We start from the raw sequence: 17667 nt of genomic DNA, 5'->3' as shown, positions 1-17667 counted from the left end.
CGGGTTCAGCGTTTACCAGGACGCTTCTTGCCTGCTGCGATGCCGAATCCCTTGGCCTTGGAGGGCCCTGATTCGGCCAGCGTCCGGCTGTCGGCCGGTGCGTCGCCGTTGGTGGCGGCTGCGCCGTTGTCGCTCTCGGTGGCTGCCGGGGCGGCTTCCGCCACCTCGGCAGTCTCGGTCGCTTCAGCGGTCTCCGTTGCCTCAGCCGGCTCGGGCTGGGTCTCGGGCTGGGTCTCGGGCTCAGGGGTCGGTTCGGGCTCAGGGGCTGACTCGGGCTCAGGGGCTGGAGCAGCCTTGGCCGCACCCGGCTTCGTGGCGCCCGGCTTTTTGGCGCCTGGCCGCTTTGCCTTGCCGCCGATGGCCAGACCCTTGACGGGGACCGAGGGCGAAGGTTCTGATGCCCCACCCTCCGCAGTGCCCTCCGCGGCCGGTTCGCTGACCTCCGGCTCGTCCACCTTCGACGGCTCGTCGGCCACCGGTGCGGGTGCGGCATCCTCGTCGGGCTTGCCTGCTCCCGGCTTCGGGGCCCCGGGACGCTTCGCCCCGGGCGAGCCCGGCCTTTTAGCACCGCCGCCGATGGCCAGGCCCTTGACCTGAGCGGCCGGCGGCTTCTCGCCGGCCTGGCCGGTGGTTGCCGGCTCTTCGGTGACCGATGTCGCCTCGGACTCGGTCTCGGTCGTCGCCTCCGCAGCGGGCTGGGCCGCAGCGGCCTGCTTTGCTGCACCTGGCTTCTTGGCTGCGCCGCCGGGTTTGGGTGCTCCCGGCCTCTTGGCGCCACCGCCGATCGACAGCCCCTTGACGGGTGCGGCCGTGGTCTCGGTGGTTTCAGCTGATTCGGTCGTCGCCTCCGCGGCCTCAGGGGCCTCGGCTGCAGGCTTCGCCGAACCCGGCTTCTTGGCTGCGCCACCGGGTTTCGGAGCTCCCGGACGCTTGGCGCCGCCGCCGATGGAGAGGCCCTTGGCGCCTTCGGCTGCGGGCGCGGTCGCCTTCTCGTCGGACGTCGGCTTTGCTGCGCCGCCTGGCTTGGGTGCGCCGCCGCCCGGCTTCTTGGCCGCGCCACCGGGCTTGGGTGCGCCGCCGCCCGGCTTCTTGGCGCCGCCGCCGATGCCCAGTCCGCCGCCGACCTTCGGCTTTTCCTTCGTGTCGGTGGCTGTGGCCGCTGCCGCCTTGGCGGGCTCGGCTGCCGGTTCCTTCTTCTCGACCGGCTTGGCCTCTGGTTCGGCGACGGGCGCCGACAATCCCAGCGACGCTGCGCCGAGGAAACGGCCGCCGCGCTTGATCTCGGGGGCACCGCGCCTGACGGACTCGAGGATCAGCTGCGCGACGTCGAGCACCTCGACCTTGTTCTCGAGCTCGGTGCCCGAGGTCTTCGCGGTCACGCCGTCGGTCAGCATCACGCGGCAGAACGGGCAGCCGGTGGCCACCTTCTCCGGTGATGTGCCGAGTGCCTCGTCGACCCGGTCGAGGTTGATGCGCTTGCCGATGGTCTCTTCCATCCACATGCGGGCACCGCCGGCGCCACAGCACATCGACCGCTCGCCGTGACGCGGCATCTCGGTCAGGTTGGCTCCGGAAGCGTCCATCAGCTCACGCGGGGCGTCGTAGACCTTGTTGTGCCGGCCCAGGAAGCAGGGGTCGTGGTAGGTGATGTCCTTGTTGACCGGGGCCACCGGGATCAGCCGCTTGTCGCGGACCAGCCGGTTGAGCAGCTGGGTGTGGTGGACCACCTCGTACTTGCCGCCGACCTGCGGGTACTCGTTACCCAGGGTGTTGAAGCAGTGCGGGCAGGTCACGACGATCTTCTTGGCCTGCGCGGGAGCGGTGCCGAACATCTCGTCGAGGGTCTCGATGTTCTGCTGCGCCAGCATCTGGAACAGGAACTCGTTGCCTGCTCGACGTGCGGAGTCACCGTTACAGGTTTCGCCTTCGCCCAGGACGAGGAAGTCCACGGCGGCGATGTCGAGCAGTTCGGCAACGGCCTTGGTGGTCTTCTTCGCACGGTCCTCGTAGGCACCGGCGCAACCGACCCAGAACAGGTACTCAAAGCCTTCGAAGCTCTCGACATCCTGGCCGTACACCGGGATCTCGATGTCCATCTCGTCGATCCACTTGGTGCGGTCCTTGGAGTTCTGGCCCCACGGATTGCCTTTGTTCTCCAGGTTCTTGAACAGGCCCGCGAGCTCGGACGGGAAGTCCGACTCGATGAGCACCTGGTACCGGCGCATGTCGATGATGTGGTCGACGTGCTCGATGTCGACCGGGCACTGTTCGACGCAGGCACCGCAGTTGGTGCAGCTCCACAGGGTCTCGGTGTCGATGACCGCGCCCGTGGTGCCTTCGCTCTCGCCGACCAGCTTGCGGTCGGCCTCGTTGCGGGCGGCCTCGGGGATCGCATCGAGCTTGTCCTGCAAGACGTTTCCGTCGGCGTCGACCAGACCGATCTCGTCGCCGCTGATGTCTTTCTTGCCGCCGGCGAGGAGGTAGGGCGCCTTGGCGTAACCGTGGTCGCGCAGTGAGGTGATGAGGAGCTTGGGGGAGAGCGGCTTGCCCGTGTTCCATGCCGGGCACTGGCTCTGGCAGCGACCACACTCGGTGCAGGTGGTGAAGTCGAGCCAGCCCTTCCAGGTGAAGTCCTCGATCTTGCCCGCGCCGAACGCGTCGACGTCGGGGTCGGCGGTCTCCATGTCGAGCACCTTGCCGCCCGATGTCATCGGCCTGGCTGCGCCGAGCGCGACCCCGCCGTCGTCCTCACGCTTGAAGTAGATGTTGAAGAAGGCCGAGAAGCGGTGCCACGCCACGCCCCACGTGATGTTGCGGCCGATGACGGCAAGCCAGATCATGCCCGACATCAGTTTGATGAGCGCGAAGACCGAGACCATGGTCGGGCTGGCCGGGAGCAGCTTGGCGACCTGCATGGTGAAGAAGTCCGAGCCGGCATGTGCGTGGCCGTAGGTGGCGATCTTGCCGGCCTTCACCATGATCATGCCCAGGCCCTCGAGCAGCACGACCACCTCGACGAAGTACGCGGCGCCGAAGCGCGAGCCGGAGAACCGGGAGAGCCGCTCGGGAACCCGCGGGTGGTTGAGCTGACGGATGATGATCAGGGTGACGATGCCGACCACGGTGCCGATGCCCAGGAGCTCATCGAGTAGATGCCAGGCGAAGGTGTCGCCGAAGTACGGCCAGTGGAACTTGGCGTCGAACGTCTGGCCATAGGCCTCGAACCACAGTAGTGAACCGAGCAGGAACCCGATCATCACCAGCCAGTGGGCCCAGCCGACGGTTCGAAACTTCGCCATCCGCGTGTGAGCGATGAACTCGATCATCATCTGCTTGAAGCGAGGGAGCACCGGCGTGAACCGGGTGTTGTCCTTCTGCCCCTTGGCGATGGTGCGGAGCATCGTCCACACTCCGCGGAAAAACAGTGCCCAGCACACCAGGCTTGCCAGAGCAGCAATGGTGCCGATGGTGATCGTCGCGGTATTCACGGCGTCACGGCCTTTCTCTCTCGAACTGCCCGTCCGATACACGTCTCTTACGCGTAGCGGTCGAATCGTTCACCCGGTCGGCCTGATGGCCCCAGATGGGGCCTGGCCCTATCGCAAGCTGTGTGGCGGCCACGGCGTTGCGATGAATCGCTCCAGCGCACGCAGTGTTCTCCACTAGGTACGTTAAGGCTTGGCTGCGCCAAGGTTTTGCGCAGGTTGTCCTAAGTTACTGATCGGTAAGGTATTTGTGATGTGCGCCATGAGTCGTTACCGAATTCTACTGCTGATCGGCGCCGGGCTGGCAGGCGTCGAGCTTGTCGTGACCATCGCCAGCACCTGGGTGTACGTGCAGGCCCATGGCCGGACGTCCGAGGCTTCTGAAGCCCCCTCGGCATCCGTGGCACTCGTGCTGGGGGCAAAGGTGATCGACGGTGAACCCGATTCGTACGTACGCGGCCGGCTCGATACGGCACTCGCGCTCTACCGCGACGGCCGGGTAAAGCAGGTCCTCAACTCCGGGAACGGCCGCGCGGTGGCGGGGAACGAACCGGCGGTGATGCGCGCTTATCTCCAACAGAACGGGGTGCCCTCGTCGGACATCATCGACGACCCCGAGGGATACGACACCGCGGCATCATGCCGTCGCGCCCACGACCTGTTCGGGGTGCGGTCGGCGCTGGTGGTCACCCAGGGCTTCCATCTCGGTCGCGCGGTGGCGCTGTGCCGCGACGCAGGTATCGAAGCCCACGGTGTACTCGCCGAATGTGATTGTCCGACATGGACAATCGCGCGCAATCACCTACGTGAGACGGTGCTGGCCCGACCGCGGGCGTTGTTGACGGTGCTGATGAGCTGAGCGACGTCGAACTTGCCTGGCATCGGCAACCGGGGCCGGCCGGTCAGATACGCCGACCCGGGCATCCGGCGCAGAGCCTCCACCACGAGCAGGGAGCCGGCAAGGGTGCCGAGATAGACGACGATGGTCGCCCACGGCGCGCCCAACACGTCCACCACCCACGCGACGTTGTTGCGTTGCGGGTAGAGGATGAAGAAGATCAGCAACGCATGGACCAGGAAGACGCTGAACGAGCGATTCGAGGCGTACTTCACCATGCGGTCGAAACGGGGGTGCTGCGCCGGTGATGGTCGGCCCAGTGCTGGCCGATCGCGTACAGGCACGCCACCGCGGCGACGAGGAACGGGAACAATGTGGGCTGAAAAGCGGCGCTCGCATCGATCGCCCGCTGATCATCACCCCACACCCGCCACCAGAAGTTGCCGAGGGCGAACAACCCGGTCACCGCCAGTGCGCTGAACAACCACCAGCCCTTGCCCTGTAGCCACAGCCGGATGTCGTCGAGATGGACCGCCGTCACCGCTCCCGCGAACACGAAGAACTGATACGGCACGAAGGTCGCGTAGTAGTGCCACCACACCCCGGCGATGCTCGCAGGTGGTTGCCAGTGCGTGATGACCGCAAAACATGCCCACTGCACTGCGGCGCTGACGGCGAGCAGCGCCAGGTGGCGCCCGCGCGTGCGGCGCACCAGCCACAGCACCAGCGGGAACAGCAGGTACACCTGCAGCATCACGAACAAGAAGTACATGTGGAACCCGGACAGGCCCCACTTGAGCAGATCCCAGAACTCCCCGAGGCTGCCGGGGATGTCACCGGTGCGCCCGTGGGCCCACATGTCCTCGACGGCCCAATACACAAAAGACCAGATCACAAACGGGAAGATGACCAGTTTCATCCGCCGGCGCCAGAAATCCACCGACCGGAAGTCGACCCGCTCGAAGTTCTGGTACATCAGCACGAAGCCGCTGAGCGCAAAGAACATGTTGCGGGTGAAGTGGAGCAGCAGGGTGGTCGAGTTGACCGGAACGCTGTCCCATTCGTCGGTTGTCGCGGTCAGGCAGTGCACAAAGATGACCAGTGAGAAGGTGGTTGCCCGGATCAGGTCGACGTGGTGCAGATACGCCCGCTTCGCGGTCGGCCGGGACGTGCTGGTGACAGTCCCAGCGCCTGCGGAATCGGCGGGGGTGGTGGCGGTCATCGTCGTACAGCATGCCGCATCCACCTGTGATTACCCTCCTCGGTGTCTGAGGGATTTGTCACGTCCACCTACTGTCCCTCTGGTGTGGAAAGGCTGTGCGAGATGATCCCCGACTGGGATGTGTTGACGTTGTTGCTGGTCGCGGCCCTTGCGGCGGGCTGGATCGACGCGGTGATCGGTGGTGGCGGCCTGGTGCTGATCCCGGCGATGCTCATCGCGTTCCCCACCGTGGCACCCGCCACCGCGCTGGGTACCAACAAGCTCGCGGCGATCTGGGGCACCGGCGCGGCCGCCATCGCGTTCTCCCGGGTGACCGCCGTCCCGCGACGCCTCGCCCTCATCTCCGTACCGATCGCCGGGGTGTGTGCGGCGGCCGGTGCCACCGCGGCGTCGCTGGTGTCGGCGGATGTGATCAGGCCGCTGGTGATCGTGCTGATGCTGGCGGTCGGGATCTTCGTGGCGTGCAGGCCCTCGTTCGGCCGGAGCGCCGGGTCGGGCGGCCCGCTGAGCCGCCGGCAGATGATCGCCGGATGTGTCGCGTTTGCGGTGATCGGTTTCTACGACGGCATCTTCGGCCCCGGTACCGGGATGTTCCTCATCATCGCGCTCACCGTGGTGCTCTCCCGGAGCTTCATCGAGAGTGCGGCGCTGGCCAAGATCGCCAACACCGCGACGAACCTCGGTGCCCTCGTGGTGTTCGCGATCCAGGGGCACGTGTGGTGGCAGCTCGGGCTGCTACTCGCGGTGGCCAACGTCGCGGGATCGCTGCTGGGATCGAGGACGGTGCTCAATCGAGGGTCGGGGGTGATCCGGGCCGCACTGCTCGTGGTGGTCGTGGTGATGTCTGCCAAGCTCGGCTGGGATCAGTTCGCGTAGTTCACTAGGCTCTGACCGTGGCAATGAGTCCCGGTGAGGATCAAAACCGACGGTTGCTGCGCGCCCGCGACGCGATGGACCGCGACTATGCTCAGCCACTCGACGTGCCCCGGTTGGCGGCCGTGGCACACATGTCCGCTGCCCACTTCACCCGAACCTTCCGGGCCACATTCGGGGAGACGCCGCACCGGTATCTGCAGCGCCGTCGCATCGAGCGAGCGATGAATTTGCTGCGCGATCCACTGCTGCCCGTCACCGACATCGCGGCGATGGTGGGGTTCGAGAGCCTCGGGACCTTCAGCCGGACGTTTCGAACCGTCGTCGGGGATTCGCCCAGCGGATTCCGGGCCACTGCCACGCCGGTGAAGGTGCCGGGATGTTTTGTCAGAACCTGGTCGAGACCGAGCAGTTTTGGATAAGCAGCGCGGCAACCCCTGCCCCTACCGTTGAGACATGTTCAAAAACATCAGCATTCACACGGTCATGGTTCTCGATCAGGACGAAGCACTCGACTTCTACGTCGGCAAACTGGGATTCGAGAAAAAGACGACGTCGACATGGGCTTCATGCGGTGGCTCACCATCGCCCTCCCCGGCGACCCGGATCGCCAGATCCTCCTCGAGGTCCCGGGCCCACCCGCCCACAGCGATGAGGTGGCCGCGACGGTCCGGGACCTCGTCACCAAGGGTGCGCTGGGGGCCGCCGCCATGCTGACCACGGACGACTGCCGAAAGACCTACGAAGAACTGTCCGCACTCGGTGTCGAGTTCACCGAGGAACCGACGGAGCAGCCCTACGGAATCGACTGTGCGCTGAGGGATCCCTTCGGCAACCACATCCGGATCACCCAACTGGCCACGGGCCCGGTGGAGATCTCCGACGACGACATCGCCCGCTGGAAGAGTGACGCGTAGACGGTCTCACCACCAACCGGGTAGAGCCCTCTGCATGTCGGCGGTGAGTGCGGGGACGAGGCTGCGGACAAACGTCGCACTCAGATGGTGAAAGTCGTGCCATAGCAGGATGTTCCCGACCACGGCGGGGCAGTATGTGTCGCTGCACATCGCGTCGGTGTAGTCGAGGAAACTCATGTTCGGGAACTGGGGCGCGATGTCCAGTGCGGGGTCGGTCGGTGACATCACCAGTGACCTTTCGACCCCGCACACGGACGGCTTCTTGCCCAGCGCAAGGCATTCCGGCGGACTCTCCTGGCCGACGGCCCAGGGGTTGTCGCGTACGGCGATCACCTTCTGCCCGCGGTCGCGGAACTCGGTGAAGATGTCGAGGTAGTCCTTGGGGACGAAGTCGCCGGTGACCTGACCTTCCACCGGGCGAGTGCTGTTGGTGAACACCACGTCTGGTCTGTCCACGGCCAGGCGTGCCATCACGTCACGCGACCACTCGTTGCATTGGTAGTACTTCTGGCCGAACCAGGTGAACACGTAGTCCGTGGTCAGCGGGCAGCCCACCTTGAGATAGGTGGTCACCTTGAACCCGTGCTGCCTGCCGATCGCATCAAGAGCGGTGATCCAGTACTCCGCGTGGGAGCCGCCCACCAGAGCCACAGTGCGGGTGGCGTTCACGTCGCCGTACACGCCGACCCTGATCGATCCGTCCTTCCAGCCGGAGATCACCGAGTCGTACGACGTGATGGGCCAATCCTTTTCGACCACCTGCGGACTCGGTTCGGGCTCCACCCGTGGCACCGGCACACCGTCGAGGAACGCGCGTGCGCCGGGATACAGGCGCGGATCGAGATTCTGGGTGTCCACCGTCATGTTCTGCACGTGCCGGTTCCAACTGACGATGCCCGCCCCGGCGACCACGGTGAGTACCAGCAGGACTGCCGTCAGCACCGTCGCCGACCGTCGCCACGGCGTCTTTCCGGCCCGGATCGGGGACTCGACGAATCTCGCGGTGGCCCAAGCCAAGAGCAGCGAGACCGCGATGATCCCGGCGCCCTCGACGATGTTCGCGCTGTCTTTGTATCGCCAGGTCAGGTAGAAGATCAGCAGCGGCCAGTGCCACAGATACAGGGCGTAGGCGATGGAGCCGAGCCAGACGATGGACGGGTGGGCGAGCCACGAACTGACCGCGCCGGGATCGGTGCTGTCACCGGGCGCGGTCTGGCGCGAGCCACTCCAGATCAGCAACAGGGTCGCGCCGACGGGCACCAATGCGAGCGTCGACGGATACTGCTGCACCCCGACGATCCACCACCCGCAGCTGATGATGAGCGCCAAAGCGATCAGGCCCAACAGGTTTCGTATCCACTGTGCCATCTTGAGCCGAGGCATCCACACGGCAAGGAGACCGCCGGCTATCGGTTCCCAGCAACGGGCGATGGTGTCGTAGTAGTTGAACGGCTGGTTGATCCCGTGCCGGTGGTGGGCCCACGCAAAGAGATCGCCGCGACAGCGAGCAGGGCGGCGAACACGATCCCGCGGATGACCTGCGGTTGGCGGAAGACATCGAATCTGAGTGCGAGCCCTCTCAGGACGCCGCCGAGCGCCAATGCGGCCAGCAACGTGACAACAAAGAACTGTCCCTGCACCGACATCGACCACAGATGTTGCATCGGACTGTTCGCCGAATCGGCGGCCTGGTAGTCCTGCGATGCCAGGGCGAGGTGCCAATTCTGGTAGTAGAGCGCCGAGGCGATGGCCTCGTCACCCAGCGGCGACCATCGGGTTCGAGGCATCAGCCACAGCGACAGCACCACGATGAACAGCAGCACCGTGAGAAGCGCGGGGAGGAGTCGTCGCGCGAGCCGCCAGAGGCGTGGCCCCGGATTGATCGCCGTCGTCCACCGAGCAGCGGGAGAACTGGTGGCCAGCACATGTTTGAGGAGCGACGCCACGAAGAAGTAGCCGGACAGGGTCAGGAAGACGTCGACTCCACCGGACACGCGGCCGAACCAGATGTGGAAGACGGCCACCAGGGTGATGGCGATGCCACGCAGTCCGTCGAGGTCGTGGCGGTACTCGGTGGACTTCTTCGATGGCGCACCGGACACGACTGGTGGGTCGGTCATGGTGGCGCTCACCGGGGGAATTGTTCCAGATGTTCACCCTCACGATGAGGTGGCGCTCTGGCCGCCCCCTTGATTTGTTGCCGGGCCGTATCCCGCGGCTCTCAGCATCGACAACATCTCCGACCGGGAACCGGCGCCGAGACGACGCCGGATCCTCGCGACGTGGTGTTCGACGGTCTTACCCGAGATGAACAGGCGGGCACCGATTTCGCGATAGGTCAGACCCAGCAGCAGGTTCCGGGCCACCTCGGCCTCGCGTTCGGTCAACGGACCGGCGGCCGGGTGTGCGGCATCGACATGCGTTGCGGTGGCCGCGACCGCTGGTGCGCCGACGAGCCGGGCGACCTGCAGCAGAGAGGTGGCCGCCTGGGTGTCGTCCACCCGGAGTGCGGCCTCGCCGGCGAGTCGAGCCGCGTCCCAGGGCAATCCGGCCTGCTCGAGCGCCGACGCGGCCTTCTTCACCTCGGCCACATCGGGTTGTCCTTGCAGCACCCGCAGCCACGCCCGGCCCGCGTCGGCAAGGGCCGCACCGAACGGTTCGCCTGCCGCGGCCTGACCGAGCTGGCGCGCATAGGGGACCAGGGCCGAGGGGTCGTCCGCGAGGATGGCGGCCTGCACGCCGTACCAACTCCATGACATCGACCACGCCGGCGGTGAACCCAGAGCCGCGAGCAAACGGTCGGCGGCCGTCACCAGGTGGGCGAGTCGCGCTGTGTCCTGCAATCGGACCGCCGCGAGCCACAACTCGCCGAGGGGGTGCAATGCGAACAGGTCCACCTCCATCTCGGCCACCGCGGGCACGGCGTCGCGCCACGCGGCGACGAGGGCACCCATGTCGCCGCGACGCCGGGCGATCGCCACGGCAAGGGCATGGGCTACCAGCTCGTCCCGAAGATTCTGGGGCGTGACCTCTCCGAGGATGTCCGCGGCGGTGGTCAGGTCGCCGCCGACCATCGCCGTCCATCCGAGGAGCAGTTGTTCGCGTGGAGTTTGATCGCAATCGCGCGACAGCGCGGCCTTCGCGCCGGCCAGGTCGCCACTGTGCAGACAGAGCAGCGCCGCGACGGCAGCGGCGGACTCGGGTTCGGCCCGCCGGTGCTGAGCGGAGAGGGACACTGCCCGCAGGATCGGTCCGAGGGCCGCGGCGGGCGACGACGTCAACGACGCAAGCAGGCCGGAGCTGAGCAGGGTTCCGCGGGCGTGGTCGGTGGTCGGAGGCGCGGCGTCCGCGGTTGCCGAGAACTCCTCGGCTCCTGGACGATCCCCGATCGCGAGCAGGGTCAGCACGCCGATCGTGGCGTCCGGTCCGGCGGCCTCTGGCCCCAGCCACCGGTAGAGGTCGGCCGATCGTGAATACGTTCCACGCCGTGCCGCGACCGCCGCGCCGATCCGGACGGCGTCACGGCGATCGGACGGTGAATCCGCGGCGAGGATGGTGTCGGCCAACCGGGTGGCGGTGTCGAGGTCGCCGGCCAGGGTTGCGGCATCGGCCAACGGAACCCGGACGACACCGGGGTCGGCACCGGCTGTGAGCGCTGCGTGCCAGAGGTCGGCCGCCTGGGCCGGGGGAGCGGTGCGGGCCGCCGACAGGAGGAGATCCGCGAGACGGCCGTCGACGACGCCCGAGCGGGCGGCGGAGAGGGCTCCGTCGACGGTCAGGGCCCCGCGGTCGAGCAGAGCGTCCACCAGCGAGCGATGGGTGGACGCGATCTGGTGCTCGCCCCGCACCGCTCGTAGAACCGGCAGAGCGGCGGGAAGGAACTCGTCGGTGCCGGTGAGGAAGCCAGAACCACGTGCCCGATCAAGGGCTTCGATGGCTGCGGTGGGGTCGAGACCCAGGGTGTCGGCGATGGTGTGTGGATCGGGCGACGGTTGCAGAGCCGCTACGGTCAGTACGTCGTGCGTGGTGGGATCAAGCGCGCGCAGCCGTTCGTGCTGCCACTTCGCGATCGCCTCCCGGGCAACCCGTTCGTCGCCGGCGGGGTCGGCTCGCAGGACGTCGAGGGCGGTGTCGATGGCTGCGCGGTTCCCCCCGGCGGTACGGCGGATGACGTCGGCCACGGGTGCGGACACGGTCCCGCCTGAACGGGCGATGATCGCGGGCGTGGGCAGTGGGCCCAGCTTGATGTCGGTGCCGAGGGCGGAGAACGTTCGCTGCACCTGCCGGATGTTGTTGTCGGACAGGCGCGGTTCGGCGGCGGCGATCACCGTGAGGTCGCCACGGTCGGCGAGGTCGGTGAGGCGGCTCAGGGTGCCGGTTTCCCAGTGGTGCACGTCGTCGACGATGACGGCGCAGCCGGGCGGGGTGGCCTCATCCTCCGGGAGTGTCGTGAAAACCTGTGTGCCGGAACGGTTCAGCAGACGACGGCATTGCTGCAACAGGTCTGATTTACCGCTCCCGGCGACGCCGGTGACAAACGCGAGTACCGGACCGCCGGCGTGTACGGCGGACAGCAACGCTTGTGCGGCAGGCATTCCGGTGAACGCGGTGGCTCCGGGGAGGCGGTTCACCGGACTGCGGCCGACCGCGACATCACCCGCCGATTCCACCGAGGAGTCCACCAACTGCCGCGCCCGTGCCGCCGAGGACCTGGCCCGGCACACCGAGCAGTCCGCCACCGGGGTTGGGGGCCGGTGCGGGCGCAGGCTCCGGGGCCGGTGCGGGAGCCGGCGCGGGGGCAGGAGCAGGAGCCGGTGCGGGGGCAGGAGCCGGCGCGGGGGCAGGTGCGGGAGCCGGAGCTCCTCCACCGGGGGCCGGTGCGGGAGCCGGCGCACCGTTCTGCGGAGCGGTCGGGGCACCCGGCGCGGCGGGGCCGGGGGCAGCCGTACCGCCTCTGGGTGCCACGGTTGTGGGGCGTCCGTCTGCGCCGGTGGTGACCGTGCCCGGGGTCCTGCTGCCGGTTCCGCCACTCGTGTCGGACGAGGACCCGGCGGGCGAGCCGTCGGGGGCAGTCGAGGAAGCGGTCGGTGAACTCGTCACGGACGACTCTGCCGCGGCGGGCTTGGGCCCTTCGTCGTCGGTCAGAGCAGTGCCCACCGAGAGTCCACCGGCTGTGAGCAGAGCGATCGCTGCGGCGACTCCGACCACGATGGCGGTGCGCTTGCCCCGCGACATCGAGGCGGGCTCGACCTTGACGGTGCGGGGAGCCGGGGTGAGTGCGTGCGCGCCGGCGGGAACGAGCTCATCGGAAGCCGATGCATGCGCCGGCACGACCACGACCGACGCGGCCGCGGCCGCCTTCGCCGCGGTGTGGGCGATGAGCGCGGCGCCGGTGGCGGTGGTGGTCGCCGGGTCGTTGTTGACAGCGACCGGGATACGCAGCATCGACGACGCCAGCTCACTGACAAGAGGAGTGGCCGAACCGCCGCCGGTGAGCAGGATCGTGGAGACCGCGCCCAGCTCGATGTCGGCGAGTTGCAGGGCCTCGATCACCAGGGCCATCGAGCTCGCCAGGGGTGCCCGCAATAGGTCTTCGAGCTCGGACCGGACGAGCCTGGCCTCGGTGCGAATCCCCGGAAGATCGATGGAGACAACGGTTTCGGTGTCGGAGGACAGCGCCTCGCGGGCCGCCGCACAGCGAACCCGGAGTTCGGCCAGGCCCTCCATCGTCGCCGCATCGAACGGGTCGATGGCATCGGTGGCACCCACTGATTCGAGCACATGACCGAGAACGAGATGGTCGAACTGGGCGCCGCTGATCTCTTCGGACCTCAGCGGGCGGCCGACGATCATCGGGTCGGCGCCGGTGCGCACCACCGCCACGTCGAGTGATGAACCACCGAGGTCGTACACGACGGTGACGCCGTCGAGCTGACCCTTGTGTTCGGCGAGCGCGGCAACCGCGGCGATCGCCTCGGGAACCACGGTCACCTCGGGCATGTCCTGCCGGGCGGCGGCCGCGCGCAGGGCCTCGACGGTGTAGTCCTGCCATTCGTTCGGGCAGGCGAGCACGATCGCGTCGGCATCCCAGGCGCCGGCGTCGGCGGCGAGAGCGGCCATCGCAGCGGCGTAGAGATCCTCACCGGTGTACTGGCGACCGTCGTCGGTCACCAGGGCAACGGGATCACCCACCCGCTCGGTGAAACCGCCGACCCGGTACGGCCCCGGCCGGTCGACGAGTTCGGGAGAGGCGTCGGGCGCCAACTCCAGAATCGGGCCGCGCACGAGCGCAGTACCGAGGCCATCGTCGGTACCGGGCACTGCAACACATGTGGTGCTGCCGATCTTCAAACCGAGCGATGTGGTCATGGTCTGCCGACTCCTCTGGTGCGCCTACGGCATCGACTCACCCTGTGATGCCCATCTCCCATGATGTCGCCGCAGGTAGGGATGGTGTTACCGGTTCGGCGGGTGGTCGCGGATGTGCGGGGTCGATCCCCTAGACCCCCTAATGCACCGGGGGCTTCCCCTAACGCCCCCATCAGCGACGAAGGGGGCGTTGGCCCGTTGGGCCGGGTCCGCAGAACTCATAGCGTGGAGACAATCTCAGCGGACCCACCTGGATCCGCCCGGCAACAGGAGAACGCCATGCCCAGCAACGCAGTACTCAGATTCATCCTCGGCCTCCTCCGCGACGAGAAAGCCGCCAACGCCTACTGCCTGAACCCGCAGGGCGCGCTGAACGCGGCCGGCCTGCCCGAGCTCTGCCACGCCGACATCGTCGCCGCGGCACCGATGGTTGCCGAATCCGGACTGTTCGCGGGTGGGTCGCGGTTGACCAACATCATCAATGCCGGCAACGGCGGTGGGGGCATCGGAGCGATCAACGTCGGCGCGATCGGTGGCGGCCTCGCCGTCGGCGGGCTGCAGCTCGGGAACATCGACTTCGGCGACGTGAACTTCGGTGACATCGACCTCGGTGGCTTCGAGTTCGGGAACATCGACTTCGGGAGCATCAACTTCGGGAACTTCGGCAACTTCGACTTCGGTGCAATCGATCTGGGCAACATCGACCTCGGGCTCATCGATCTCGGAGGTCTCGACCTCGGCGGGATCAACTTCGGTGACCTGGACTTCGCCGGGCAGCTCGCGGTGGTGCTGGCGGCGGCACTCGCAGGTGGTGTGGCGGTCGGCGGTGAGATCGCTGCCGGTCTCGGCGTAGCCATCGGCGCCATCGTCGGCGGCATCCTGGACCTCAGCGGTGGCCTCGGGGCGATCTTCGACCTCGACGGCGTACTGGACATCGGTGCAACCGTGGCAGCTGTCCTCGGCGCCGGACTCGGCGTCACCGGTGAACTGACCGCAGGCCTGGCCGCAGCGATCAACGCCGCTCTGGCCGTGGTCGGAGGCCTCGACCTCGACGCAGCACTCGGCTTCGCCACCGTCATCGGCGGTGCGCTCACCGCGGCGCTCGAACTCGGTGGCGCCCTTGCCGCCGGCATCGGTGCGGCCTTCGGTGCGGTGATCGGCGGCGCGATCGGACTCGGTGGTGCCCTCGCGGCGAACCTGGCCGCCGCACTCGCGGCCGGTCTCGATGCCGGACTGGCCCTGGGCGCAGCGCTCACCGGCGTCCTCGGCCTCGGTGCCGGTCTGGCCGCCCAGTTCGGTGCGGTCCTCGCCGGTGTCCTCGACGTCACCGGCGCGCTCACCGGTGCACTCGCCGGACTACTCGATGCGAACCTGCTGCTGGCCCTCGCCGGCGGCCTGACGGCGACCCTGCAGGGTGCGCTGGCCGCGGCCCTGGCCGTCGGGGGTGACCTCGCCGGAGAGTTCGGATTGGCCCTCGGAGCGCTGCTCGGTGCCGCAGTCGAACTGGCCGGTGCCCTTGATCTCGAGGCCCTTCTTGCCGTCGATGGTGCCCTGGCTGCTGCGCTGGCCGGTGTCCTCGGACTCGGCGGCGGTCTGACCGTCGTACTGGCTGGGGCTCTTGATGCCGCCCTCGGCGCATTCGGCGCGGTCGACCTCGCTGCGCTGCTCGCCGGCGGTGCCGAACTGGGCCTGGCGCTCGGAACCGCTCTCGCCGGTGTGCTCGCAGTCGGCGGGGAGATCGCTGCCGGACTGGGCCTTGCCCTCGGTGGTGTGCTCGGCGGACTTCTCGAAGCAGACTTCGGCGCCCAGCTGGCCGGTCTGCTGGCCGGTGGCCTGGACCTGGGACTCGCACTCGGCGCGATCCTCGAAGGAGCTCTCGGACTGGGCGCTGTCGCCGACATCGCGGCAGGTTTCGGAGCTGCGCTGGCCGCGGCCTTCGGAGCCGGCAGCCTGCTGGCCGCCGACCTGACCGCACTGCTGGCCGGCGGACTCACCGCGACCCTGCAGGGCGCGCTTGTTGCCGTGTTGGCGGCCGGTGGTGACCTGGCAGGCGAGTTCGGTCTCGCGCTCGGTGGTGTCCTCGGTGCCGCGCTCGAACTGGCCGGCGCCGCAGATCTCGAAGCGCTCCTGGATGTCGACGGCGCACTGGCCGCGGCACTGGCCGGGGTGTTCGGACTCGGTGGCGGTCTCGCCGCCGGCCTGACCGGAGCGTTCGAAGCCGCCCTCGGCGCGTTCGGCGACCTCGACCTCGCCGCATTGCTCGCAGGCGGAGCCGACCTCGGTCTGGCCCTCGGCACCGTGTTGTCGGGTGTGCTGGCTGCCGGAGGCGAAGTCGCCGCCGGGCTGGGTCTTGCCCTCGGTGGTGCGATCGGTGGATTGCTCGACGCCGACTTCGGCGCACAGCTCGCCGGGCTGCTGGCCGGCGGCCTCGACCTCGGGCTCGCGCTCGGCGCAATTGTGGGTGGCGCGCTCGGACTGGACGGAGCCGCGGAGATCGCCGGCGTCTTCGGTGGCGTGCTCGAAGCCGCACTCGCCGCCGGCGGCGTGATCGGGGCCGACCTCACCGCACTGCTGGCAGGTGGCCTGGCCACCGAGCTCGCTGCGGCATTCGCCGGAGTGCTGGCTGCCGGTGGCGCATTCGGTGCCGAGTTCGGAGGCGTTCTCGGCGCTGTGATCGGCGCGGTCGGCGACCTCGACGCCGGTCTGGGAGCCGAACTCGTCGCCGGACTGACCGGCGCTCTGGGCCTCGACGCCGTCCTCGACACCGATCTCGGTGCCGAGGTGGCGGCTGCGCTCGCTGCCGGTGGCGCACTGGCCGCCACCGTCGGAGCGACGCTGGGAGCAACGATCGGCGGAGCGCTCGAAGGCGCGCTGGCCGGTGAACTCGCCGGACTGCTCGAAGGCGGCCTCGACCTCGGTGGCGCACTGGGTGTGGTCCTGGACGGCGCACTCGACATCGACGGCGGTCTTGCCGGCGAGTTCGGCGCAGTCCTCGGTACCGCGCTCGGCGCGGCCGGCCTGGTCGCAGCCGACCTCGGTGGACTCGTGGAGACGGAAGTCGGTGCCGGGATCGGCACTGCGCTGGGTGCAGGCGGCGCGCTGGTCGGCGGAATCGACGGAGCCCTCGATGCCGGTGCGGCCGGTGGACTCGCCGCCGCTGCTGCCCTGGTCGGCGGCCTCGAAGCGGCCGGTGATGCGGGCATCGCCGGAGGACTCGGCGCGGGCGCCATCGCAGGCGGCGGTGTGGAGACCGCAGTGGGTGGTGTTGTCGCCGCAGGCGGCGGATTGATCGCCGATGCCGACACCTCGGCGAACGCGCTGCTGGGTGCGGCCACCGACATCGATGCAGGTCTTGTCGGCGCGGTCGGCGGTGCTGCTGGCGGTGACCTCGACGCAGGTGGTGCCATCGGCGGCGTGGTCGGCGGTGACGCCGCAGGCGGTCTGGGACTGGGCGGCGGCGTCGAGTCCGTGCTGACGGGTGGGGCTACCGGTGAGCTCGAGAATGCTCTCGACGGCGTGGCCGGGCTCGGCGGCGGTGTTGGTGCTCCTGCACCGCTGGATCTGACGGCGGACGCGGGTACCGGACCGGCCGAGGTGACCGGAGATGTGACCGGCGGAGTGGCCGACACCACCACCGGAGTGGTCGGAGGAAACGCAGGCGGCTGGTCGGACATCGACGCCGACAACGCATTCGGCACCGGTGACACCGGACTCACCGGGGCGCTCACCGGTGACAGCGGACTGACGGGCGGACTGCTCGGCGGAGCCGACGCCGACACCACCACCGACGGAAGCGGACAGGTCGACGCGGGCGGCGCCCTCGACGACTGACGGACAAGACCCGAACTCGACAACATGGACGAGGGGTGTTGTCGCTGACCCTGTAACACCATCGGTCCCGCACACGGTTACGTGTGCGGGACCGATGTGGTTGTGTTCTCGGTAGACCCTTCATCATTTCGA

General features: G+C 68.3%; 10 protein-coding genes and 1 pseudogene. 5 read left to right on the top strand and 6 right to left on the bottom strand.

Annotated elements, in window-relative coordinates; genetic code table 11:
* Positions 1–5: 5 nt before the first annotated feature.
* A complete protein-coding gene (locus tag MVA47_RS25155) occupies positions 6–3488 on the bottom strand; it encodes a (Fe-S)-binding protein (RefSeq protein ID WP_247210321.1) in 3483 nt (1160 codons plus the stop codon).
* Between the two features lie 259 nt (positions 3489–3747).
* On the opposite strand from MVA47_RS25155, the gene MVA47_RS25150 reads away from it, so the two are divergent.
* Positions 3748–4344: an ElyC/SanA/YdcF family protein gene (locus MVA47_RS25150; RefSeq protein ID WP_308280606.1), complete on the top strand. Its 597-nt coding sequence runs from the start codon at positions 3748–3750 to the stop codon at positions 4342–4344.
* Here the strand turns inward: MVA47_RS25150 and MVA47_RS27135 are convergent.
* Positions 4284–4601, bottom strand: coding sequence for a hypothetical protein (locus tag MVA47_RS27135; RefSeq protein ID WP_308280605.1), 318 nt, complete (start codon positions 4599–4601; stop codon positions 4284–4286). The two genes, MVA47_RS25150 and MVA47_RS27135, sit on opposite strands and share 61 nt — an antisense overlap.
* Positions 4595–5545, bottom strand: a complete 951-nt coding sequence (locus MVA47_RS25145) for an acyltransferase (protein ID WP_308280603.1) — start codon at positions 5543–5545, stop codon at positions 4595–4597. The genes MVA47_RS27135 and MVA47_RS25145 overlap by 7 nt, the downstream gene beginning before the upstream one ends.
* 102 nt (positions 5546–5647) lie before the next feature.
* Here MVA47_RS25145 and MVA47_RS25140 point away from each other — a divergent pair, with 102 nt between their 5' ends.
* The 3 genes from MVA47_RS25140 to MVA47_RS25130 all read left to right on the top strand — a co-directional run bounded on the left by MVA47_RS25140 (position 5648) and on the right by MVA47_RS25130 (position 7335).
* A complete protein-coding gene (locus MVA47_RS25140; protein WP_247210319.1) occupies positions 5648–6421 on the top strand; it encodes a TSUP family transporter in 774 nt (257 codons plus the stop codon).
* Between the two features lie 23 nt (positions 6422–6444).
* The gene (locus MVA47_RS25135) at positions 6445–6840 is read left to right on the top strand and encodes a helix-turn-helix domain-containing protein (RefSeq protein WP_023961712.1); all 396 of its coding nucleotides are present in this window, start codon (positions 6445–6447) and stop codon (positions 6838–6840) included.
* 138 nt (positions 6841–6978) lie between these two features.
* Positions 6979–7335 (top strand): VOC family protein, encoded by a 357-nt coding sequence (locus MVA47_RS25130; RefSeq protein WP_374474310.1) that lies wholly within the window; start codon positions 6979–6981, stop codon positions 7333–7335.
* 6 nt (positions 7336–7341) lie between these two features.
* Here MVA47_RS25130 and MVA47_RS25125 read toward each other — a convergent pair.
* The 3 genes and pseudogenes from MVA47_RS25125 to MVA47_RS26840 all read right to left on the bottom strand — a co-directional run bounded on the left by MVA47_RS25125 (position 7342) and on the right by MVA47_RS26840 (position 13704).
* Positions 7342–9455, bottom strand: a pseudogene (locus tag MVA47_RS25125) (acyltransferase family protein).
* A gap of 39 nt (positions 9456–9494) precedes the next feature.
* Entirely contained in the window at positions 9495–12005 is a 2511-nt protein-coding gene (locus tag MVA47_RS27130; protein ID WP_247210318.1) for a LuxR C-terminal-related transcriptional regulator, read from the bottom strand.
* A complete protein-coding gene (locus MVA47_RS26840) occupies positions 11989–13704 on the bottom strand; it encodes an Hsp70 family protein (RefSeq protein WP_281504878.1) in 1716 nt (571 codons plus the stop codon). The genes MVA47_RS27130 and MVA47_RS26840 overlap by 17 nt, the downstream gene beginning before the upstream one ends.
* A gap of 279 nt (positions 13705–13983) precedes the next feature.
* Between MVA47_RS26840 and MVA47_RS25110 the strand changes: the two genes are divergently transcribed.
* On the top strand, positions 13984–17535 hold the full coding sequence (locus MVA47_RS25110; protein WP_247210317.1) for an IniB N-terminal domain-containing protein: 3552 nt from the start codon (positions 13984–13986) through the stop codon (positions 17533–17535).
* The last annotated feature ends 132 nt before the right edge of the window (positions 17536–17667 follow it).

The organism is Williamsia sp. DF01-3 (genome assembly GCF_023051145.1).
GTDB lineage: Bacteria > Actinomycetota > Actinomycetes > Mycobacteriales > Mycobacteriaceae > Williamsia.
Note: the sequence above shows the minus strand (reverse complement) of the source record. Positions and strands in the feature narration are given on the sequence as shown.